This is a genomic window from Cytophagaceae bacterium (assembly GCA_016722655.1).
In the GTDB taxonomy this organism is placed as follows: Bacteria; Bacteroidota; Bacteroidia; order Cytophagales; family Spirosomataceae; genus Leadbetterella.
On record JADKIR010000005.1, the window covers coordinates 335424 to 356020 of the forward strand.

Sequence of the window (20597 nt, forward strand, 5' to 3'; positions counted from 1 at the left end):
ATTTTATAAAACGGAAAATAAAAAAGGCCACACTGGCCTTTTTTTATTATTTTGAATTCAGAATAGCCTGCGTAAAATCTTCAATAAGATCCTCAATATCTTCAAGCCCAACCGAAACCCTCATTGTTCCTTCAAAAATCCCAAGTGCTTCTTTATCGGCCACAGCCACTTTGGCGTGTGTGGTTGTATTGGGATTGGTAATGGTGGTTCTGCTGTCACCAAGATTTGATGTCAATGATGGGATGGTCAGTTTCTGTGTAAATCTTATCACTCTTTCAAATCCTCCATCCAGTTCGAAAGTTACCAATGCCCCACCTGATTCCATTTGTTTTTTTGCCAGATCATATTGTGGGTGAGACGGTAAAAACGGATATTTCACTGATTTTACTCCTTCGATTTTTTCCAAAGCCTGAGCTAGTTTTAAGGCATTTTCGCAATGCCTGTCCATTCTTAAGCCCAGCGTTTCCAAACCTTTGCTTAGTACCCAGGCATTAAATGGCGACATAGATGGGCCCGTTTGCCTGCAAAAGAATCTCACATGCTCAATGTATTCTTTTTTACCCACAATAATACCACCCAAAACTCTACCCTGTCCATCAAAAAACTTAGTGGCAGAATGAATAATCAAATCAGCCCCAAATTGTCCGGGAGTTTGAATCAAGGGAGTTGCGAAGCAATTATCTACCGAAAAAATCAAATTATGTTTTTTGCACAAATCTCCAATCATTTCAAGGTCAACCAATTCCAGACCGGGATTGGAAGGTGTCTCGAGGTAAATCATTTTTGTATTGGGCAAAATTGCCGCTTCCCAAGCTTCTTTAGGCTCTGATGCCTCAATATAAGTATAAGTGATTCCCCATTTTGGTAATATTTGGGTGATAATCTGATGAGCAGAGCCAAAAAGAGCTTTTGATGAAACGATATGATCCCCGGAAGATAGCAAGGCACCAAATCCGGCAAATACAGCAGCCATACCGGTTGCGGTGGCGATACCGTCTTCAGCTTCTTCGAGCATACAAACTTTATCTACAAATTCCTGTACGGTAGGATTAGAAAAGCGACTGTAAATATTTCCTTCCAGGGTATTGTCAAAAAGGTCTTTACCCATCTGAGCATCTTCAAAGCAAAAACTACTAGTAAGGTAAAGAGGCGTTGAATGTTCCCTAAATTGACTTTTTTGGGTTTGTGTTCTGATAAGTTTTGTGTGCTTTTTCATATTATTTATATCCAATCTGCTAAAATATAAGGCTTTATAAATTTAAAAAATATTGTTTTTATAATTTGCAATCCAGGATTTATGAAAACCTGAAATCTTTTCAAAAAAAGGAATCAGAATTTCTTTTGCATCTTTTTCAAAATCACCGCTTACAAAAATAGGTTCTGAAATCACACATTTTTTCAATGGTAAATCGAAACCCACCAAAACGATAGGAATTTTTGCTCCCAAAGCCATATAATAAAAACCCGATTTAAGTTTCTGAACATCCCCTCTTGTGCCTTCCGGAGCAAGTGCAAAAAGCATATGTTCCTTACTATTAATGGCTTCAATATAGCTTTCTACCAGATTGTTTTTTTCGGTTCTGTAAACCGGCGTACCTCCCAGCCATCTGAAAATAAACCCAAAAGGCGGTTTAAATAGTTCAGCTTTCCCCAAATATCCGATTTTCATTTTCATAGCCGCCCTTAAACCCAAACCCACAAAAAAATCCTTGGTGCTATTGTGAGGTGCAACTACAAAAATACCTTTTTTGAGTTCGGTTGGCACTCGTCCCTCAATTTTCCAACCTAATATTTTAAAGAAAAATCTGAAAATGAAATTCATTATTATAGTTATATACTTGTTAAAGTACTCTTTTATAGTGTTTTATATTTTTAGTTGATAGGATTGGGAGAAAAACAAACAATAAAAATAAGTATAGCCAGCCAACCCAATAGCTGACGGGTAAAATTCAATGGTTTAGATTCTCCGGTATCCGGATGATAAACTCCCAATACCCGTCCAATTAAAAAGCCAAATGCCAAAAATCCGGAATATCCGACTGTTTGAGGTGAATATTTCGTGATTAAAAATTGTAAAAGAACAACAGATAAGGCTAAAATCCAATTTGAGGCTTTACTTTTAAAAATTCGCGAGAACGAAAGGTAATTAAAATATACAAAAAAGAGAAATTTCAAAATCAGTTCATATTGTTGGTCGGTATAAGCTGCCGAAAATTCATTTAAGCTGAATAATCCAAGACCTGAATAGGCCACTAAAACCACCAAAAACACAGGGGAAACTATGTCGAAGGCTTTTTTCCCAATCAATGAAAACATTATATGCCCGCCATCTAATTGCCCGATGGGCAAGAGATTTAAGGCTGTGAACAGCAATCCTAAAAATCCCGCAAGTAATATTGGATAATGAGATAGTTCGTAAATATGAGGAATTCTGGAAGGGTCTGCAAAAGTACTTTCAAGGAAATTATATAAAATACTTTTACCGAATACTATGGCATTGGGATTATTGGGTGTTAGATTTAATAAGTCTCTGTAGTTCCCGTTGAAATTTTTATATTCAGGATGTATTGCATAAACAAAATCATCGCTTGGTAAATTAGAAAAACCATAAATTAGCACCCCAACCGCCACCACAAAACCCGCCAGTGGCCCGGCTATTCCAATATCAAAATAATCATTCCTATTGGTAATTCTTTCTTTGATTTTAATAAAAGCTCCGAAAGTACCCAATGATGTCAAAATGCCTAACCATCCGGGAATGTAATAAGGAAGTGTCACTTCAATATTCCTGATTTTTGCCATAAAAAAATGACCGAATTCATGGAAGGTCAAAAAGGCGAGAAATGGAACTGAAAACCAAAAACCCTGAAGTAGGTCATCCAGACTGATAGTCTTGTAAAATGCCAAAACAGGTTTACCGGAAATCCATTCATATCCTGAAACCGTGGTAGTTATGACGGTAACAAGAAACAAAATCAGATGCAATCGGGGACCCCGGAATATTTTTTTCATGAAATTAATAAATCAAGTATAGGCATAAAATCCTCAGGTGGATTAATTTTAATGGCATTGATACCACATTCTTTGGCAGCATCAATATTGTCCTGATTGTCGTCGAGAAATAATATTTGGTGGGGTTCAAGATTTAATTCGGAAATTAAATGATGATATATTTCGAATTCAGGTTTGTATAATTTTATTTTGAAAGAAAGAAAGACCCGGTTGAAAATCCTGAAAAAATTTGAATAGTTATGTTTTTCACGAAAATATCGCGTACTGGCTTTTATATGAGTATCATTTGTGTTGCTCAATAGATAAATCGGCACCTTTAACCTTAGATCTTCCAGATACCTGATTCTTTTTTCCGGGGCATCGAGAAGGAGAGCATTCCAGGCATTGTCTATTTCATCGTCGTTAAGCGGATACCCCAATGTTTGCCTTATTACATCTCTAAACTCTTCTTCTTCAAAAAAACCGATTTCATATTTCCTGAATATCTGATTTTCAGTAAAAAGAGCTTTAATTTTTGACGCAGGTTTAAATGTCAAATCAGAAAATGCCTGATAGGTTTTTTCGAGGTCAATATTAATAATCACGTTGCCGAAATCAAAAACTACGGCTTTAATCTCATCTTTTAAAACCATATTATTCGATTACAACTCCCATTGAGCAGAATTTATCTATTCTGCTATTGATTCTTTCTGAAGGACTCTGTTTTTCAAGGTTTTCGATTTCCGCTAAAATTGTATTTTGGAGAATCTCCGCCATTTTATCCCAATCCTGATGTGCACCTCCTATAGGCTCAGGGATAATACCGTCAATCAAACCATTGCTTTTCATGTCTGTGGCTGTGAGTTTTAATGCCTCAGCAGCCTGCTCTTTAAACTCCCAGGTTCTCCAGAGTATAGTTGAACAGTTTTCAGGGGAAATAACTGAATACCAGGCGTTTTCGAGCATCAACACCCGATCTCCTATTGCAATTCCTAATGCTCCACCTGAGGCTCCTTCTCCAATAATAATACAAATTACAGGCACTTTTAGTACCATCATTTCTTTCAGATTTCTAGCGATTGCTTCTCCTTGACCTCTCTCTTCGGCTTCCAAACCGGGAAACGCCCCCGGAGTGTCAATTAGTGTTACAACTGGAATATTGAATTTTTCCGCCATTTTCATTAACCTTAAGGCCTTTCTATAACCTTCAGGGTTGGGCATTCCAAAATTCCTGAATTGTCTTTCTTTGGTTTTTCTGCCTTTTTGCTGGCCGATCACCATTACACTTTTTCCGTTTATATTGGCCAGACCACCAATAATGGCCGGATCATCTCTAACTGTACGATCACCATGAAGTTCGTGAAATTCAGAACAGATTCTTTCGATATAATCCTGGGTATAGGGTCGGTCGGGATGTCTGGATAGCTGTACCCTTTGCCAACGGGTAAGGTTATGGAAAGTTTCGGTCCGAAGTGCATCGATGGCCGAATTTAGGTTCCTTACGGCATCACTCACATCAACATTATTTTCCTCTGCAAGTTTTTTCATGTCTTCGAGTTTAGCTTCCAGATCGGCTATAGGTTTTTCAAATTCGAGTAAAGTCTTCATTCATAGTAATTTTAAAGTTCGTAAGTTTGATTTTCTTCCGGAATTTCAACATCCGAAAAACCATCTTCGAGCAAAATTTGCCTAAAATTAATCATAGCATCCAAATCTCCGTGTACAAGGAATACTTTTTTTAATTTTTCTGGTGATTGTTGTCTTGCAAAATTCTCTAAATCCGATAATCCGCCGTGGCCGCTAAAAATATCAATTTTTCTGATTCTGGCATTTACATCCAGTTTCTTGTTTCTGATAATTATATTTTTCATTTCGCCCGAAAGCAATTTTCCACCTACCGAATCATCGGTTGCGTATCCGACCATTAAAATGGTGGCATAAGGATTCTCAATATTTTTTTCAATATGATGTTCTACTCTTCCCCCTTTTATCATGCCTGAAGACGAAATGATTATGCATGGTTCTGCATGAGTAGATATCGCCTGACTGTCGGCCGATGTTTCGATATATTCCAAATTGGCAAAGTCAAACAAGCTGTCAGTTTCCTCATAGAATTCTTTAGCGTCTTTGTTGAGGTATGTCCTGTATTTCTCATAAACCTTCGTGCTATTTTTGGCTAAAGGACTATCAGTGAAAACCTTAATAGGTTTAATATTGTAATTTTCATACAATTTATTAAGGGTATAAAGGAGACATTGTGTTCTACCTACACTAAAAGATGGAATTATCAATCTTCCGGCTTTATCAACGCAAGCTTCTTCTATTATTTCCTTCAAAATCGCTTCAGGCTCACCTTTATCTTTATGATTTCTGTTTCCGTAGGTTGATTCCATTACAAGATAATCAACATCAGGAAGTGACTGAGGGTTGGGCAAAAGGGTAAAGTCTCTTCTTCCTATATCACCTGAAAAACCAATTTTCTTCCAGACCCCATTTTCTTTAATCTCGATCAGGATATGGGCAGCACCAAGCAAATGTCCGGCCTGAATAAAAGTTACGTAGCCATCATCTTTAAACCTAAAACGTTGATTATAAGCTATAGGAACGAAATTCCCGATGGCATTTTTTACTTGCTTATCAAAATACAAACTTTGAGTCTCAATGCTTTTCCACTTTTTCGATTTTTTGTGGCTTTTCTCTATTCCTTTGGCAATACGAGTATTAAGACTTGCAGCATCATAAAGTAAAAGTTCCGTCAAATCAATAGTGGGAGAAGTACATAAAATCTGACCTTCAAATCCCGCCTGATAAAGATTTGGTATTTGCCCTGAGTGATCTATATGTGCATGTGTAAGGAAAACAACATTAATTAAAGAAGCATCAAAAGGGAAATTCCCAAATTCTTTGGCTGATTTTCTTTCCCTTGAATCATTTAGAGAAGAACCACAATCTATCAAAATTCGATAATCATCGTCTAACTCCAACAAAAACATACTTCCTGTCACCCTTCGGGCCGCACCGTAAAACGATAACTTCATCGAATATTTTTCTATTGAATAATCCTTTTTTTCAGGTCGCAAAGATAATTAAAATAGTACCTTTGTTATTATAAAATGTCGCTTATGAATGTTTTTTGTCTCATTATTTTGCAGATTGGGCAACTTACTTCGGCTTTGAATAAAGTTATTGATGAATATAAAATTCTTAATGAAGCCAAATATGTAAATGTTTCGGTTTCTATAAGAGAGTTAAAATCTTCTAAAGAAGTTTTCTCGCACAATTCAAACTTGTCAATGCCGCCAGCTTCAACTTTCAAGCTTTTGTCAACGGCTTCAGCTTTAGAAACCTTTGGCCCCGATTACAGGTTTCAATCCGATGGTTTTTTGAGTGGAAAAGTAATGGACGAGGTACTTTTGGGAAATTTAATTATTAATGGCAACTCTAACCCGGCATTTGCAGCAAAAAGATTTAATAAAAATTCTATTTCAGACATTGTAAACGCCTTAAAAAACCAAAACATAAAAAGAATAGAAGGCAAAATTAAAGTAAAAAGAACGAAATCTTTTAATATGCCTCTCGATTGGCAAATCGGGGACGTTGGAAACTATTATGGAGCTTTCCCTTCAGAATTTAATTTTAATGAAAACATGTTTTCTGTTTTTTTCGACTCCGGTTCAAAACTGGGTGATACCGTCATTATTAGCCGGGTGACTCCGGAATACAGCAAATGGAAAATTAAAAATCTTGTAACTACGGCAGTGCCAGGATCTGGTGATCAGGTAAATTTTATTTCGTTGCCCTTTTCAAAAGAGATTATTGCTGCCGGTACAATCCCAGTTAATTCTAAAAGTTTTGAAATTAAAGGTGCCATACCTGAGCCTGACATGGTTTTTGAAGAATTATTAAAAAAATCTTTAATTGAAAATGGAATAGAAATCGCTGGCCAGGATTATGTAGATGAAACTTTTATCCCATTTTTTACTGAAAGTTCACCGGCAATTTCGGAACTCATCAAAGAATGTAATTATAAAAGTGTAAATTTCTTAGCAGATGGTTTTAGCAATATTTTACTCCAAAAAAATACTTTAAAAAATCTATCCGAAGTGTATAATTTAACCTTGGGCGTAAGAGATAGTGTCGATTATTCTTTATTCCGAATTAATGATGGCAGCGGTCTTTCTCCCTCAAATACCATCAGCACATCTGCAATGACCAGATTTCTTTCAGCTTATTCAGGTTCCCGATATTTTGATGTGTTTTTAGAAAGCCTGCCAGTGGTGGGTGAAAGTGGAACTGTGAGGAGTTTTGACCCTAACAAAAAAACTAAAGGAAGGATAAATGCTAAGAGCGGCTCAATTGGTGGCGTTAAGAATTTATCAGGTTATTTTAAAAATGAAAAAAATGAATTATATTCATTTGCCATATATTTGTCCGGTTTAAATGATACCGCTGGATTATTTTCCCGCAATTTTTATGAAAAAATATTGACTACGATGATTGATGTAGGTCAATTTTAGATATTATTGCCATGTGTTTTCAAACCAAAAAATAAAACTTAACGTATCCGTACAAACGGGGTTCTAAGTGTCCGTTATTTTACTCTCCATTTTTTATAACCATAAAATAAATAAGTAAAATGGGAGTGTCCATATTCGAAAAAATCGATCGTAGCTTAGGTCCATTAGGTGCAATTTCACATTTTGGTCACCATTATTTCAGCTACCCAATTCTTGAAGGGGAAATTGGCCCTTACATGCAATTTAACGGTAAAAAAGTCCTTAACTGGTCTCTAAATAATTACCTTGGCTTATCTAATCATCCTGATGTTCGTGCCGCTGACGCAGATGCTGTCAGTCACTTTGGTTTGTCTTACCCAATGGGCTCACGAATGATGAGTGCCAATTCACATTATCATGAGCAATTTGAAGCCGACCTGGCAGATTTTTCAGGATATGAAGACGCTTTTTTAATGAATTTCGGTTATCAGGGTATCATGTCTGTTATCGAAACGCTGGTTGATCATCGTGATGTAATAGTATTTGACTCAGATAGTCATGCTTGCCTTATTGACGGAATAAGACTCCATAAAGCCAAAGGTGGGGCATATTACAAATACAACCACAATGACATGGCTAGCCTTGATTTGAATCTAAAAAGAGCCACAAAGCTTTCAGCTCAAAACGGTGGTGGAATATTGGTAATTACGGAAGGTGTTTTCGGGATGACAGGGCAAGTAGGTAAACTGGATGAGATTGTGGCCATGAAAGAACGATACGATTTTAAGCTCCTTGTTGACGATGCTCATGGATTTGGTGTTATGGGTAAAACCGGAAGGGGTACACCAGAGCATTTCAATGTTCAGGATCAGGTAGATATATATTTTGCAACTTTCACCAAGGCGATGTCGGCGATGGGGGCATTTGTTGGAGCCAGCTCAAAAGTGGTTAAGTATCTTAGGTACAATGTAAGGTCTCAAATATATGCAAAAGCCCTTCCGATGGGTTATGTTTTGGGCGGAATAAAGAGACTGGAGCTTATCAGAGAAAATCCTCAGTTTAGAGAAAGACTTTGGTATATTGCTAAAAAACTTCAAAGTGGTTTAATCGCCGAAGGATTTAATCTTGAAACCACCAATACGCACGTGACCCCTGTATATTTTAATCAGGATTTTACACAAAATGAAGTCGGAAACATGATTATCGATCTAAGGGAAAACCTCAACATATTCTGCTCAGTGGTTATTTATCCGGTTGTTGCAAAAGGCGTGGTGATGCTCCGGCTCATTCCAACCTGTATGCATTCCGAAGCCGATGTTGAATATACTATTGATGCATTTAAGCAAATAAGGGAAAAATTAAGCCAGGGTGCTTATAATTACGAAATTCCACTAAAAAGTGAGATTTATTCAAATTTTTAAATTAAAATTATGCCATTTTTAACACTTTCAAATGCCGAGTATTATTATGAAGAATACGGTTCAGGCAGTGAAACCATAGTTTTTGCACATGGTTTATTATGGAGCCATTGGATGTTCCATAATCAAATTGAATATTTACAAAAAAACTTTAGAATCATAGCCTTTGATTTTCGAGGTCAGGGTAAAACCAAGGCCAAAAACTCAAAATATGATATGGAAAGTTTATATAATGACAGCCTGGAATTGATAAAAATCCTCTCCGATAAGCCGGTAATATTTGCGGGACTGTCTATGGGAGGCTATATTGGGATGCGTTTGGCGGCCAGAAATCCTGAATGGATAAAAAAAGTTGTCCTGATGGAGTCATCATCGGAGGCCGAACCCGCTGAGAATATTGCGAGATACAAAATGCTTAATACTTTGGTAAGAACGGTTGGCTATTGGCCTGTTGAGAAGCAAATTATGAATATTATGTTTGGTAAAACTTTCCTCAACGACGTAAACCGCAAAGCAGAATATGAGGTATATTTAAAAAAACTCAAAGAAAATAACCGTACCACCATCACTCTGGCTACAGAAGGGGTGATTTCGAGAGGTTCTTTTGATGATGAACTTAAGAATATCAAAGTTCCCACTTTGATTCTGGTTGGCGAGGAAGATGTACCAGCACCAATTGAAAAGTCAGAGTTTCTTCATAAAAATATTGAGAACTCAGTTCTTAAGGTGATTCCCAATGCCGGACATACGGGAGTTTTGGAAAATCCCGAACAATATAATCTTTTAATTGAGGCTTTTGTTGAAGCTTAAAACTTACTTTTGTGTCTGTTTTTGATTTAAACAGGCATTATGAAAGGATTTGTAAATTTTCTGAAATATTCGAGCCTTCATGTGGCGGCAATAAGCATGCTCCACATGATGGCTTTTTTTTATTTGCCGGCAGGTGATTCAAAAGTTCATTGGCCTACAGTTTTACAACTCTTTATTTCCACTTGGATCATTTACATTCTTGACAGATTACTTGACAATCTGAAATCGCCGAACCCAAGTCCCAGGCATGAATATTTTAATAGAAATCAATATAATTATTCCATATTAATCGTCGGATTATTTATTATTGATGTAGTCTTATGTTTTTTTCAGAAAACTGAAATTCTAATTTTCGGAATGATTTTAAGCTTCTTTATTGGAATTTATCTATATTTATTAACAAAAAAAGACTGGTTTGTTCCCTACAAAGAATTTGTGATGCCATTGTTTTTTGTTTCAGCTGTGGCTGTTCCTCCTTTGATAATAGCCAGTAGTATCAATTTGAGTGCATGGATTTTACTATTTATGTACCTTTTGATAATTTACCAGAATTTATTCGCTATTTCTTATTTTGAAAATTTAAATAACGAAAAAAATACAAATATTACTAAAAATATTTCTTTGCAAAAACTTAGAAAATGGGTAAATTATTTTAGCAGTTTTAATATTTTTATTTTTGGTTTTTTCTTTCTCAATCTTTCTACATATCCTGATAAGTTGGCAGCAATAATTGTTTCGATATCAATAATGTATGCTTTAAGCCTTGTTTTTGAAAAAAAGATAAAAACTATTTATCGCGAGATTCTTGACAGCCTACTTTTTCTTTTTCTGATTATCTTTCTCTTTTAATTTACTATTTCCTCTGCGATAAACATAATATAGAAAGCCTCCCAAACCAAACATCAATAAAAAGTAACTGTCTTTAAAACTTACATTTTTGTAGATAAACTGGTCTGACCAAATAACCAAAAGGCCCAAACTTCCGAACAATAAAAGAGAATCAAATAATTTCATATATTGTTAGTTATTAATATTTTACATTTATCTAAACAAAACCTGGGATCATTTATCCAAGTTTCCCAATAATCTCAAACTTATCAAATACCACAGCAGTATGCGGAGCATCTTTTAATTCTTCAGTAAGGTCTTGCCCAGCCCAATGCTCATAATGTTTTCCGTTTTTCCACAGACGGGAACTTCCTACATCATACACAAATCCGTTTAATGCAACCCAGATTTCTGGTTTATCCTGGCCGTTTCTAAGGGCCAACTGATTTTTGGAAATTATTCGCATTTTCTTTGTTTGACTCAAAAATACGTCATTAATCAAAATATTTGGTTAAATGAGATGAATTCATGGCATTTTTTTTGACTAATTCAGCATAAAAGATATATTTGCATAAGTAACATAAATTCAAAAAAATGAAAACCAAAATCTTATTTTCACTTGTTGTCATATCGTTGGTTGTATTTGCTGGTTGTAAAACCAAAATTAAACCCACTTCAGATCTGGTTAAGAAAATTTGGATAATACAATCAGTTAAAGAAGGAAGCACTGAAGTCTATAAATCAGGTAGTACCAGCAATATTCAGCCAGGTTATGGTTCTTACAAATTAGATTTGTCGGCACCTCCTACTGTAATTTTAAAAGAAAGAGATGGTAGTTCTTTTACCGGAAAATATGAAATTACTTCCTCAGAGTTAAATTTGACTGGTCTTACTCCGGAACCAACCGGTACAGGTGGAAATATTGAGTATTCGGTTACCACTGCCACTGAGACTTCTTTGGTAATTACCAATTCATCACCTAACCCAAAGACAGGTGGTACAATTAATACCTATAGTTTGGTTCCTGCCAATTAAGATTTTTGATATTATTTAAAGGTACTTTCCACCCGGGAAGTACCTTTTTTGTTTATTTAAGCTATTAAAATTACCTTTGTACCATGGAAAAACAAACTTTGGAATCTTTGGGTGAATTTGGTCTTATCGATCGTATCTCAGAAAATTTTCAGAAAAAATCGGAATCAACAGTCAAAGGAATTGGGGATGATACTGCGGTAATTGATTGTGGTTCAAAATATCAATTGATCACTACAGATATGCTTTTAGAGGGTGTTCACTTTGATTTGGTCTATACTCCATTGAAACACCTTGGTTATAAAGCGATTGCTGTTAATATTTCGGATATTGCGGCTATGAATGGAGTACCAAGACACGCCACTGTGTCATTAGGCTTAAGCAACAGATTTGGACTATCTGATGTCGATGAGTTATATGAAGGAATAAAATCTGCTTGTGAAGATTACAACATAGATTTAATTGGCGGGGATACTTCATCCAGCCGGTCAGGTTTGGTTATTTCAGTTTCGGTAGTGGGTGATGTAGAAAAAGATAAAATAACTTACAGAAGTGGTGCCAATGAAAACGACATCGTTTGTGTTACAGGCGATTTAGGTGCTGCTTATATGGGCTTACAAATTTTGGAGCGGGAAAAACAGGAGTTTTTGGCCAATCCGGCCATGGAACCCAAAATTGACAATAAAAGCTATGTAGTCGGCAGGCAGTTGAAACCTGAAAGCAGAACAGACATCGTTTTTGATTTATTGGAAAAAGGAATTGTTCCTACATCTATGATTGATATTTCCGATGGGTTGGCGTCAGATGTTTTGCATTTGGCAAAAAAATCGGGAAAAAGTTTCACGATTTTCTTCGAAAATATTCCAATCGATAATCAAACCCTGGAAACTTGTGCCGATTTTAATTTAAATCCGGTTACAAGTGTCATCAATGGTGGTGAGGATTACGAACTTCTGATGACGATCTCTCAGGCTGATTATGAAAAAATTAAAGATATTTCAGAAATCACACCAATTGGGTTTGTAAAAGGCGAAGGTGCCTCCTGGTTGGTTTTGAATTCTGGTGAAAGAACAAAATTAATTGCCCCGGGCTGGAAAAATGTATAAAAATATTTCTAAAACATTAATATTAAGTCTTTTATCTGTTATTTCGGTTTTGGGTCAAAACGAAATTTCCGATATTAAAAATCAATTTAAAATTGATAGAAGAACGACTGTTTATGAAATAGAATATATTTCTGAAAGCAATACTCTAAAAGGAAAGACCAATAATGTAGCTGCAAAAAAAGCTTTGTTGGAAAAATTAAAAGTTAAAAACCCAAAAGATTCAATAGTAATATTGCCAAATCTCCTACCGGGACAGCAGCCTTATGTAGTAGCCAATGTTTCAGTCGTTAATTTGCGTTCTGAACCAGAAGAATCGGCAGAATTATCGTCGCAGGTGCTTTTGGGAATTCCGATGAAAGTTTTCGAAAAATACAGAGGTTGGTACCGCGTGCAATGCCCGGACCAATATATCGGATGGGTTGACGCCAGTACTGTTAAGCCATTTTCTGAAAACCAAATTACTGATTACCAAAAAGATAGCCTGGTTATTTTTTCCGACTTTTACGGAAAAGCCTACCGGGATACTTCCAGCAATGCATTGCCAATCAGAGACCTGACTTATGGTAATATTATTGTGAAAAATAAAATTCTAGGGAAATTCATTGAGGTAACTTTTCCCGACAAAACAAAGGGATACATTTCGGTAAATTCAGCAAAACCCATAAAATTTTGGCTTGAAAAATCTGAAAGCTATGGGGATGAAATTGCAAGGTTTTCATTGAATTATCTCGGAACTCCTTATTTATGGGGTGGTACTTCGGCCAAAGGGGTCGATTGCAGTGGCTTTACCAGAATGTCTTATTTATCAAAGGGTTTATTTCTTCCTCGTGACGCATCACAGCAAGCTTTGATCGGAGAAAAAGTAACAATTGATTCTACGTTCAGTAATCTCAGAGTTGGAGATTTATTGTTTTTCGGAAATACAGAGACCAAAAGAGTTGTCCATGTGGCACTTTGGCTAGGTGGACTTTCGTTTATTCATTCATCAGGGATGGTTCGAATCGAAAGTTTTGATCCAAAAGCTCATAATTATTCTGAATACAATCTTCGCCGCCTGCTTTTTGTAAAAAGAATCAATCCTGAAAGTATCAAACTCAAGGAAGGATTGCTTTATACCCTTACAAAATGACCTCAAATTATAAAGAGTTTTAGAATATTTTCTTAAAAATTTCCGAATGAATAAAGGCACTTTTTTTGATTTAAGCGACAAAATAAAATCTTCAAAATTTGCCCGTTTTTTTGAAAGAAAAGTACCTCAAAAACTTATTCAGAGGTTATCAAATGATGGTCTTCCCCTTGTTATAGCTTCCATTTTAGTTGGTTTGCTTTCGGTTTTGTACGAATTAATGTTTGAATGGGGAGAAAAACTAAGTATTAAAATCTACAATTTCAATCCTCACATTTTTTGGATTCTTTCTCCTTTGACCTTTTTCCTCAGCTTTTATATTATCAGAAATTATTCAAAATTTTCAAATGGTAGTGGTATTCCTCAACTTTTGGCGGCAATTGATCTTAGTGATTCGCCCAAAAAAGGGATTTTAAATAAACTTTTGGGTTTAAAGGTCATTTTAGTGAAAATTGCTTCCAGTTTAATATTACTTATAGGTGGCGGAAGTATTGGCCGTGAAGGGCCAACTTTACAAATTTCCGGTTCTATTTTTCAGTTAGTTAGCAGATTATTTTCTAAAACTAAAAAAATTGACCTTAAAACCATGCTCATTACAAGCGGGGCATCGGGTTTGGCTGCTGCATTCAATACTCCTTTGGGAGGGATTGTTTATGTAGTGGAAGAATTGAGCAAATCACATATTAATAAACTTAGGGTTCCGGTTTTTACGGCGGTAATATTTGCAGGATTTACAGCACAGTTTTTTATGGGTCCTTATTTATTTTTAGGATTTCCAAAAACTCAAACCTTGCCACTAAATCTTATTCCACTGGGTTTTGGTCTGGCAATTTTGGGTGGAATTTTTGGATCCTTATTATCCTTATTTGTATTAAAAATATTCACTATGTCCGGGAAATTTCAAAATCCATATGTGATTCCTGTGATCTTAGGATTACTTTTTGCCGCTTTACTCATCAATACAGGACAGGAAACTTTAGGAACAGGTAAACCATTGATTAACAGAATTTTATTTAACGCAAACCATGATTTACCCTGGTACACTTTTCCAGGTAGATTTTTGGGAAGTTTGTTTTCTTTTTCATCGGGTGGTGCAGGAGGAATATTTGCCACATCTTTGTCTTCAGGGGCAGCTTTGGGCAATTGGATTGCCTCTTATTTTGATATTTCCACAGGTAATCACAACCTCTTAGTTTTGATGACCATGATAGCATTTCTGACCGGGGTAACGCGTACGCCATTTACATCAAGTATTTTGGTTTTAGAAATGACTGACCGCCACAGTGCAATTTTTTTCTTCTTAATGGCTGGAATAATCGCACAATTTGCCTCAGAAAGGATTTTGAGAAAACCTTTTTACGAAATTCTGAAAGAAAGAATTCTGGCAGGATTCGAAAAATCAAAACCCCAGGTCAATTCTTGATTGTCGGTCATTATTTGGAAACGCAAGTCCGGAGGGCAAAGATTTAGGAACAAATCTTTGCAGATTGGGATCACGAAGACCATTTTTTATAAAAGCCGCCAGATCAGAGATTTCCTCATCGGAAAGATTCAAAGCATGAAATTTTGTAGAAAGCTGGACATCTGGCACATTTGAATTTTCTTTTTTTGCCAGATTTTTATATTTTAATACAGCTTCAATATTTGTCAAACTGGAACCATGCCCATAAAATGGTGAATCTGAAAGATTGTATAATTGAGGTACCTTAAATTTATACATGTCTTCTGACTTTCCGGTGAACCCTCCCCTACCCTTAAATTCCGCACTTCCGGCTTTTACATTATGAATCAATGCGTTACCCGAAGTAGGATAATCTTTCATCCCAATCGCATGGAATTCCATATTTGCCAAAGAAGGTCCGTTATGGCAACCGGTGCATTCGGCTTTTCCAAAAAATAATATGGCCCCTTTTTTCTCTTTATCTGACATAGCATTTCTATTTCCTTTCAACCATTGCTGGAAAGGTGCCTGATTGGCGAGAAGTGTTCTTTCATAAGCAGCAATGGCAAGTGAGCCATTAAGTTTTAATTGTGCCGCATTATCGATTGAAGCTGCATCAAAAGCCTTGATATAAAGATTTTTATAAGTGGTCAGGTTGTTTATCAGAATTTTATCAATCGCCAGCCTATGAACTTCTCTTCCGGCAATTGCCTGAGTCTCAACTCCCTCATAACCCAAATAATTGGTTTCTTTTGGAGTACCTTTTGTCCAGCTGCTTTGAGTACCGGCATTTAAGGCTGTTCCTCCAAATTGACCGTTCCATAAAATATTTTTCTGATAAGCGATATTTAGAGCCGAAGGAGATTTTACAGGCTGAACATCAATTTCAGTTGCTTTGTAAATATTACTCATTACACGTTTTTCTCCCTGAACACCAAACCCACTTCCCCCTTCACCAATGCCCTGTACAACGCAAGCCTGAAAACCGGCTTTGGCATGGTGACAACTTGCACATGAATAGCTTTGAAACGCTTCAATCTTTTTTGGATTTTGCCCCAGAGCAGTTTCATGAAATAGCAGTTTACCCAATTCTACTTTGGCTTCTGATAAGGGGTTTTTAGGATCCTGGGGAATTTTTGTAAGCTCATAGCTTTCCGGCAAAACGTAGTAAGATATACCCTTTCCAGAGGAGGAAGTTTCAATTTTTTGGGTGAGCTCCGTGTCCAGTGTGCTGGCTATCGGATCCTGATTATTTTTATTACATGCAATTGCAAACAGACATGTTACCGCAAATGCAATTTTACGATACAAACCTTTCATTTTTATCACTCTTTTCCTGACAAAACAAAGATAAGAATAAAATAAATACAAAAGTATATTTTTTGCGATATTTTTATGTCTTCAACTTTTTCTTTTTGGCTGCCGGAAATAAAACATTATTAAGAATTAGTCTGTATCCTGCGGAGTTGGGATGCAAATTCAAGTCTGTAGGCTCTTCATTTACAAGATGCTGGTAATCTTCGGGGTCATGCCCACCATAATATGTCCAGAAACCTTTTCCCGCTGTACCATGTATATATCTGGCTTCATTTGATGCCCTGTTTTCTGCCAGAACTATAACCTCCGATTTGATAAATTGCTTTTTAAAAGCGGTAGTCTGACCCATAAAACCCTTAATAAGGTTACTATGATTTTGGGTGAGCATGGTGGGGACAGGGTCGTATTTTGCAGAAAATTCAAATAAGGTAAAATAATCATTGGCTTCATTTACTCCCCTTTCTTCATAGCGATTGTCTATCTCAGAAAATTCAATCACGTAGGGATCATCTTCAAGCTTAAAGTTTTTAAAAGCAAATGTTCTTTGAAAATCTAGTTTGGAATTTGCGTTTGGATCTGATCCATCCCCATCATATACCGATTCAACAATATCAACACCTTGTGCAGCAAGTGCAATTTCGTAAGTATCTGTTGCATTGCACATTGCAAACATATAGCCACCACCCAAAACAAACTCACTTATTTTTTTGGCCACTGCACCTTTAAGTTCTGAGGGTTTTGTATAGCCATATTTTTTTGCGATAAACTCAATCTCCTTTTTCTGCTCCTGGTACCAGGCAGTACTCTTGAGATTTAAAAATTTTCCAAATTGACCTGTGAAGTCCTCATGATGTAAATGTAACCAGTCATATTCAGGAAGTTTTCCCTGCATTACTTCGTCGTCATAAACTTTATCAAAGCTAATCTCAGCATAAGTAAGGGCAAGGGTAACGGCGTCGTCCCATGGCCTGGCTGATTTTGGGGTATAAACCGCAATTTTTGGTGCTTTTTGCAGCTTTACTGCATCCATATTTGCGTCCGGATGCTTTACTTGTCTGATTATTGCATCATATTCCGAATCAGAAATAACTTCATAGGATATTCCTCTTACTACACATTCATTAATAAAATTTTGGGTCACCGGCATGGCAAAACTACCGCCCCGATAGTTAAGCAACCAGTCAATTTCAGTTTCATAATTTTTTAATACCCAAAATGCCAGACCATAGGCTTTTAAATGATTTTTTTGCACGTCGTCCATAGGAATAAACAACTGATTTCCCATTGAACGGACCGTAATAAGCAAAAAAATGATAAGCGGTAAAATGCCTTTCTTCATGGTTTGTTTATAAAAAATAGAATTTTGAACTTTGCATAAATAACCTCAACCCGGGGTTTTTATTATAAATGTGAGCTTATTTGTATGATATTTCATCAAAGATAGTTCCAAACTTACTTTTTTAAAAGAAATGAATCTTAAAGAAAATGTTTTGGAAGGACTCAGGTCTATCAATTCCAACAGACTAAGAACCATATTGACTGCAAGTATCATTACATTTGGGATTATGGCACTTGTGGGCATACTTACGGCCATTGAGGGTATGCAAGGTTCTGTAAATAAAAGCTTTGAAGGATTGGGTGTGAATACATTCGATATAAAGGTGGAACAAAATACGGGCAGGAGAATGAGAGGTATGGTAACCAAGCAACCTAAAGCTATCACCTTCAGGCAAGCTTTGGAATACAAAAAGAAATTTACAGAAAAAACCCGCTCATTTGTAAGCATTTATACGTTTGCATCACAAGGTGAAACCGTAAAATATGAAGCTCAAAAATCAAACCCTAATGTGTTAGTAGTTGGAATAGATGAGAATTACCTGGGAATGAAAGGTTACAAAATTCAGTCTGGGAGAAGTATAACACCCAATGACCGAAGTTATTTTAACAGAATTGTGGTAATAGGTAATGAACTGGTTCTCAAGTTTTTCCCCAACACTTCACCTTTAGGAAAGGAAATTACTTTAATGGGAGAAAGATTTACCATAGTGGGTGTTTTAGAGAAAAAAGGAAGTATTACAGGTGGCGATGATGATAGAGTAACTTTGATTCCGTTAGAAGTGGCAAGAAATTATGACCAGAACGGCAGATTTTCCTATGAAATTACCACTTCGGTACCTGATGCTGTTGACCTGGATTATACCTTAGCGGAAGCGAGCTCTGTGATGCGTCAGGTAAGAAGAGATAAAGTTGTGGATGATGATTCTTTCAAAATAGAACGCTCTGATGCCTTACTAAGTGATTTGAATGAAGTTACCGGCTATTTAAGAATTGGAGGGTTTGCCATATCTTTGATTACTCTTATCGGAGCCTCCATTGCTTTGATGAATATCATGATGGTTTCTGTAACTGAAAGAACCCGTGAAATCGGCATTAGAAAAGCTCTGGGTGCTTCGCCAAAGAAAATCAGATTTCAGTTTTTGATGGAAGCAATTGTTATTTGTCTGATTGGTGGTCTTGCCGGGGTGATTTTAGGGATTTCAGCAGGAAATCTGGTATCATATTTTATGACTGACGGAGGGTCGTTTGTAGTGCCCTGGAACTGGATCATTCTCGGCTTACTTGTAACTGTAATAGTTGGATTGGTTTCTGGATACTACCCAGCTTTTAAAGCATCGAAATTTGACCCGATTGAAGCTTTAAGATATGAATAATGGAATTTTGTGAAAATATTTTTAAGGTGTGGTTTTCAGATGTTTTTAATAATCAATCATTTGAGATTTGCATTTAGAAATATTTAAAAAAATATGCAATCAAAATTTGTAAGCTAGAAAATCATATTCTACTTTTGCAGTCCCAACAGCAGATGTACTCGCCCAGGTGGCGGAATTGGTAGACGCGTTGGTCTCAAACACCAATGAGGTTACACTCGTGCCGGTTCGACTCCGGCCCTGGGTACAAATGTAAGAAAAGCCTTTTTGCAATAGCATAAGGGCTTTTTTTATGCCTTTAAATATTCTTAAAAGCCTACCTACCTTTCATTTTATTTTCAAAATTTACCTTAAGTCAAGTATTATTTTTTTCTACATAAAAAATTAATTTATAACTACTTATAATATTTTTTTTATTCCTTTTTAACAAAGTCAAGTCTTAATAAATTTTCTGAAACATTTTTATTCATTTTGTTTTATAATACCTTTGAAAAATACAATTATTTTTTATCTCTATTTTGGATATAAATGACATTTTATCAATTAATTAAAAATTAATTCAATGAAAGAAATACTTGAAAATAGAATAGCTGTCATCACCGGTGGAGCTGATGGAATTGGAAAAGCCACAGCCATAAGATTTGCATCTGAAGGGGCTTTGGCTCTCATTTGGGATTTGAATGAAGAGAAAGGAAATGAAACAGTAAGTGGTATTATTGCCGATGGTGGAAAAGCTGAATTCTATAAAGTTAATACAGCAGATTATAAAGCAGTAGAAATAGCTACCCATCAGATAATTGAAAAATACAGACAAATAGATATCCTTATCAATAACGCTGGCATCACAAGGGATGCTTCATTGAAAAAGATGACTCCGGAATTGTGGCAACAAGTAATTGATGTCAATCTCACCGGTGTATTTAATTGTGCCAAAATAATAAGTGACTTTATGGTAGAAAAAGGATGGGGAAGAATAGTAAATGCCTCATCGGTGGTTGCTCTTTATGGTAATTTTGGACAAACCAATTATGTGGCCACGAAAGCAGGGGTAATCGGAATGACAAAAACACTAGCCCGGGAATTAGGTAGAAAAGGTATTACAGTAAATGCCATTGCTCCAGGATTTATTTCTACAGAAATGGTCAAGAAAATGCCGGAAGAAGTATTAAAAGGAATGGAAGAAAAAGTACCTTTAAAACGACTTGGAAAACCCGAGGATATTGCAGCCGCTTATCTGTTCCTATGCAGTGACGATGCTTCATACATCAATGGGGCAGTATTGAGCGTGGATGGCGGTATGACAATATAATTAAAACCAAATAAA

Annotated in this window: 20 protein-coding genes and 1 tRNA gene; 11 read left to right on the top strand and 10 right to left on the bottom strand. The window is 36.1% G+C overall.

Features of this window, described 5'->3' with window-relative positions; genetic code table 11:
- Nucleotides 1-46: 46 nt before the first annotated feature.
- Genes IPP61_17260 through IPP61_17285 form a run of 6 tightly spaced genes read right to left on the bottom strand, consistent with a single transcriptional unit; the run spans nt 47 to nt 6029 of the window.
- Nucleotides 47-1216 (bottom strand): aminotransferase class I/II-fold pyridoxal phosphate-dependent enzyme, encoded by a 1170-nt coding sequence (locus IPP61_17260; GenBank protein MBL0326886.1) that lies wholly within the window; start codon nt 1214-1216, stop codon nt 47-49.
- Nucleotides 1217-1258: 42 nt separating this feature from the next.
- On the bottom strand, nt 1259-1822 hold the full coding sequence (locus IPP61_17265; GenBank protein MBL0326887.1) for a 1-acyl-sn-glycerol-3-phosphate acyltransferase: 564 nt from the start codon (nt 1820-1822) through the stop codon (nt 1259-1261).
- 50 nt (nt 1823-1872) lie between these two features.
- Nucleotides 1873-3012, bottom strand: coding sequence for a site-2 protease family protein (locus tag IPP61_17270; protein MBL0326888.1), 1140 nt, complete (start codon nt 3010-3012; stop codon nt 1873-1875).
- The gene (locus IPP61_17275; GenBank protein MBL0326889.1) at nt 3009-3644 is read right to left on the bottom strand and encodes an HAD family phosphatase; all 636 of its coding nucleotides are present in this window, start codon (nt 3642-3644) and stop codon (nt 3009-3011) included. Before IPP61_17275 ends, IPP61_17270 begins: the two co-directional genes overlap by 4 nt.
- 1 nt (nt 3645) lies before the next feature.
- The gene (locus tag IPP61_17280; protein ID MBL0326890.1) at nt 3646-4599 is read right to left on the bottom strand and encodes an acetyl-CoA carboxylase carboxyltransferase subunit alpha; all 954 of its coding nucleotides are present in this window, start codon (nt 4597-4599) and stop codon (nt 3646-3648) included.
- A gap of 11 nt (nt 4600-4610) precedes the next feature.
- Nucleotides 4611-6029 (bottom strand): MBL fold metallo-hydrolase, encoded by a 1419-nt coding sequence (locus IPP61_17285; protein MBL0326891.1) that lies wholly within the window; start codon nt 6027-6029, stop codon nt 4611-4613.
- An 84-nt stretch (nt 6030-6113) separates the two neighbouring features.
- Here IPP61_17285 and dacB point away from each other — a divergent pair, with 84 nt between their 5' ends.
- From dacB to IPP61_17305, 4 genes are all read left to right on the top strand, one after another.
- Entirely contained in the window at nt 6114-7508 is a 1395-nt protein-coding gene (dacB, locus tag IPP61_17290) for a D-alanyl-D-alanine carboxypeptidase/D-alanyl-D-alanine-endopeptidase (GenBank protein MBL0326892.1), read from the top strand.
- Nucleotides 7509-7633: 125 nt separating this feature from the next.
- Complete coding sequence (locus IPP61_17295) at nt 7634-8908, top strand: pyridoxal phosphate-dependent aminotransferase family protein (protein MBL0326893.1); 1275 nt, start codon at nt 7634-7636, stop codon at nt 8906-8908.
- 9 nt (nt 8909-8917) lie between these two features.
- Nucleotides 8918-9715 carry an alpha/beta hydrolase gene (locus tag IPP61_17300; GenBank protein MBL0326894.1) on the top strand — a complete coding sequence of 266 codons (798 nt, stop codon included), beginning with the start codon at nt 8918-8920 and terminating at the stop codon, nt 9713-9715.
- A gap of 39 nt (nt 9716-9754) precedes the next feature.
- Nucleotides 9755-10564 carry a hypothetical protein gene (locus IPP61_17305; GenBank protein MBL0326895.1) on the top strand — a complete coding sequence of 270 codons (810 nt, stop codon included), beginning with the start codon at nt 9755-9757 and terminating at the stop codon, nt 10562-10564.
- Here the strand turns inward: IPP61_17305 and IPP61_17310 are convergent.
- Nucleotides 10529-10729: a hypothetical protein gene (locus IPP61_17310; protein ID MBL0326896.1), complete on the bottom strand. Its 201-nt coding sequence runs from the start codon at nt 10727-10729 to the stop codon at nt 10529-10531. The genes IPP61_17305 and IPP61_17310 overlap by 36 nt on opposite strands.
- Before the next feature lie 52 nt (nt 10730-10781).
- Complete coding sequence (locus IPP61_17315; GenBank protein ID MBL0326897.1) at nt 10782-11009, bottom strand: cytochrome b5; 228 nt, start codon at nt 11007-11009, stop codon at nt 10782-10784.
- Nucleotides 11010-11137: 128 nt separating this feature from the next.
- On the opposite strand from IPP61_17315, the gene IPP61_17320 reads away from it, so the two are divergent.
- The 4 genes from IPP61_17320 (at nt 11138) to IPP61_17335 (ending at nt 15230) form a co-directional block, all read left to right on the top strand.
- Nucleotides 11138-11578, top strand: coding sequence for a hypothetical protein (locus IPP61_17320; GenBank protein MBL0326898.1), 441 nt, complete (start codon nt 11138-11140; stop codon nt 11576-11578).
- 83 nt (nt 11579-11661) lie between these two features.
- Nucleotides 11662-12681 carry a thiamine-phosphate kinase gene (thiL, locus tag IPP61_17325; GenBank protein ID MBL0326899.1) on the top strand — a complete coding sequence of 340 codons (1020 nt, stop codon included), beginning with the start codon at nt 11662-11664 and terminating at the stop codon, nt 12679-12681.
- Nucleotides 12674-13810: a C40 family peptidase gene (locus IPP61_17330; GenBank protein ID MBL0326900.1), complete on the top strand. Its 1137-nt coding sequence runs from the start codon at nt 12674-12676 to the stop codon at nt 13808-13810. Before thiL ends, IPP61_17330 begins: the two co-directional genes overlap by 8 nt.
- A 46-nt stretch (nt 13811-13856) precedes the next feature.
- Nucleotides 13857-15230, top strand: coding sequence for a chloride channel protein (locus IPP61_17335; protein MBL0326901.1), 1374 nt, complete (start codon nt 13857-13859; stop codon nt 15228-15230).
- On the opposite strand, the gene IPP61_17340 is transcribed toward IPP61_17335, so the two are convergent.
- A complete protein-coding gene (locus IPP61_17340; GenBank protein ID MBL0326902.1) occupies nt 15207-16568 on the bottom strand; it encodes a cytochrome-c peroxidase in 1362 nt (453 codons plus the stop codon). The genes IPP61_17335 and IPP61_17340 overlap by 24 nt on opposite strands.
- A 73-nt stretch (nt 16569-16641) precedes the next feature.
- Nucleotides 16642-17904, bottom strand: a complete 1263-nt coding sequence (locus IPP61_17345) for an asparagine synthetase B (protein ID MBL0326903.1) — start codon at nt 17902-17904, stop codon at nt 16642-16644.
- Nucleotides 17905-18034: 130 nt separating this feature from the next.
- On the opposite strand from IPP61_17345, the gene IPP61_17350 reads away from it, so the two are divergent.
- The 3 genes from IPP61_17350 (at nt 18035) to fabG (ending at nt 20582) form a co-directional block, all read left to right on the top strand.
- A complete protein-coding gene (locus IPP61_17350; protein MBL0326904.1) occupies nt 18035-19276 on the top strand; it encodes an ABC transporter permease in 1242 nt (413 codons plus the stop codon).
- A gap of 160 nt (nt 19277-19436) precedes the next feature.
- Nucleotides 19437-19520: transfer RNA gene (locus IPP61_17355), tRNA-Leu, on the top strand.
- A gap of 315 nt (nt 19521-19835) precedes the next feature.
- Nucleotides 19836-20582, top strand: coding sequence for a 3-oxoacyl-ACP reductase FabG (gene fabG / locus IPP61_17360; GenBank protein MBL0326905.1), 747 nt, complete (start codon nt 19836-19838; stop codon nt 20580-20582).
- The last annotated feature ends 15 nt before the right edge of the window (nt 20583-20597 follow it).

Coding starts and splice junctions, on each gene's coding strand:
- IPP61_17260 (MBL0326886.1), bottom strand. CDS start 1,216: ATGAAAAAGCACACAAAACTTATCAGAACACAAACCCAAAAAAGTCAA.
- IPP61_17265 (MBL0326887.1), bottom strand. CDS start 1,822: ATGAATTTCATTTTCAGATTTTTCTTTAAAATATTAGGTTGGAAAATT.
- IPP61_17270 (MBL0326888.1), bottom strand. CDS start 3,012: ATGAAAAAAATATTCCGGGGTCCCCGATTGCATCTGATTTTGTTTCTT.
- IPP61_17275 (MBL0326889.1), bottom strand. CDS start 3,644: ATGGTTTTAAAAGATGAGATTAAAGCCGTAGTTTTTGATTTCGGCAAC.
- IPP61_17280 (MBL0326890.1), bottom strand. CDS start 4,599: ATGAAGACTTTACTCGAATTTGAAAAACCTATAGCCGATCTGGAAGCT.
- IPP61_17285 (MBL0326891.1), bottom strand. CDS start 6,029: ATGAAGTTATCGTTTTACGGTGCGGCCCGAAGGGTGACAGGAAGTATG.
- dacB (MBL0326892.1), top strand. CDS start 6,114: ATGAATGTTTTTTGTCTCATTATTTTGCAGATTGGGCAACTTACTTCG.
- IPP61_17300 (MBL0326894.1), top strand. CDS start 8,918: ATGCCATTTTTAACACTTTCAAATGCCGAGTATTATTATGAAGAATAC.
- IPP61_17305 (MBL0326895.1), top strand. CDS start 9,755: ATGAAAGGATTTGTAAATTTTCTGAAATATTCGAGCCTTCATGTGGCG.
- IPP61_17310 (MBL0326896.1), bottom strand. CDS start 10,729: ATGAAATTATTTGATTCTCTTTTATTGTTCGGAAGTTTGGGCCTTTTG.
- IPP61_17315 (MBL0326897.1), bottom strand. CDS start 11,009: ATGCGAATAATTTCCAAAAATCAGTTGGCCCTTAGAAACGGCCAGGAT.
- IPP61_17320 (MBL0326898.1), top strand. CDS start 11,138: ATGAAAACCAAAATCTTATTTTCACTTGTTGTCATATCGTTGGTTGTA.
- thiL (MBL0326899.1), top strand. CDS start 11,662: ATGGAAAAACAAACTTTGGAATCTTTGGGTGAATTTGGTCTTATCGAT.
- IPP61_17330 (MBL0326900.1), top strand. CDS start 12,674: ATGTATAAAAATATTTCTAAAACATTAATATTAAGTCTTTTATCTGTT.
- IPP61_17335 (MBL0326901.1), top strand. CDS start 13,857: ATGAATAAAGGCACTTTTTTTGATTTAAGCGACAAAATAAAATCTTCA.
- IPP61_17340 (MBL0326902.1), bottom strand. CDS start 16,568: ATGAAAGGTTTGTATCGTAAAATTGCATTTGCGGTAACATGTCTGTTT.
- IPP61_17345 (MBL0326903.1), bottom strand. CDS start 17,904: ATGAAGAAAGGCATTTTACCGCTTATCATTTTTTTGCTTATTACGGTC.
- IPP61_17350 (MBL0326904.1), top strand. CDS start 18,035: ATGAATCTTAAAGAAAATGTTTTGGAAGGACTCAGGTCTATCAATTCC.
- fabG (MBL0326905.1), top strand. CDS start 19,836: ATGAAAGAAATACTTGAAAATAGAATAGCTGTCATCACCGGTGGAGCT.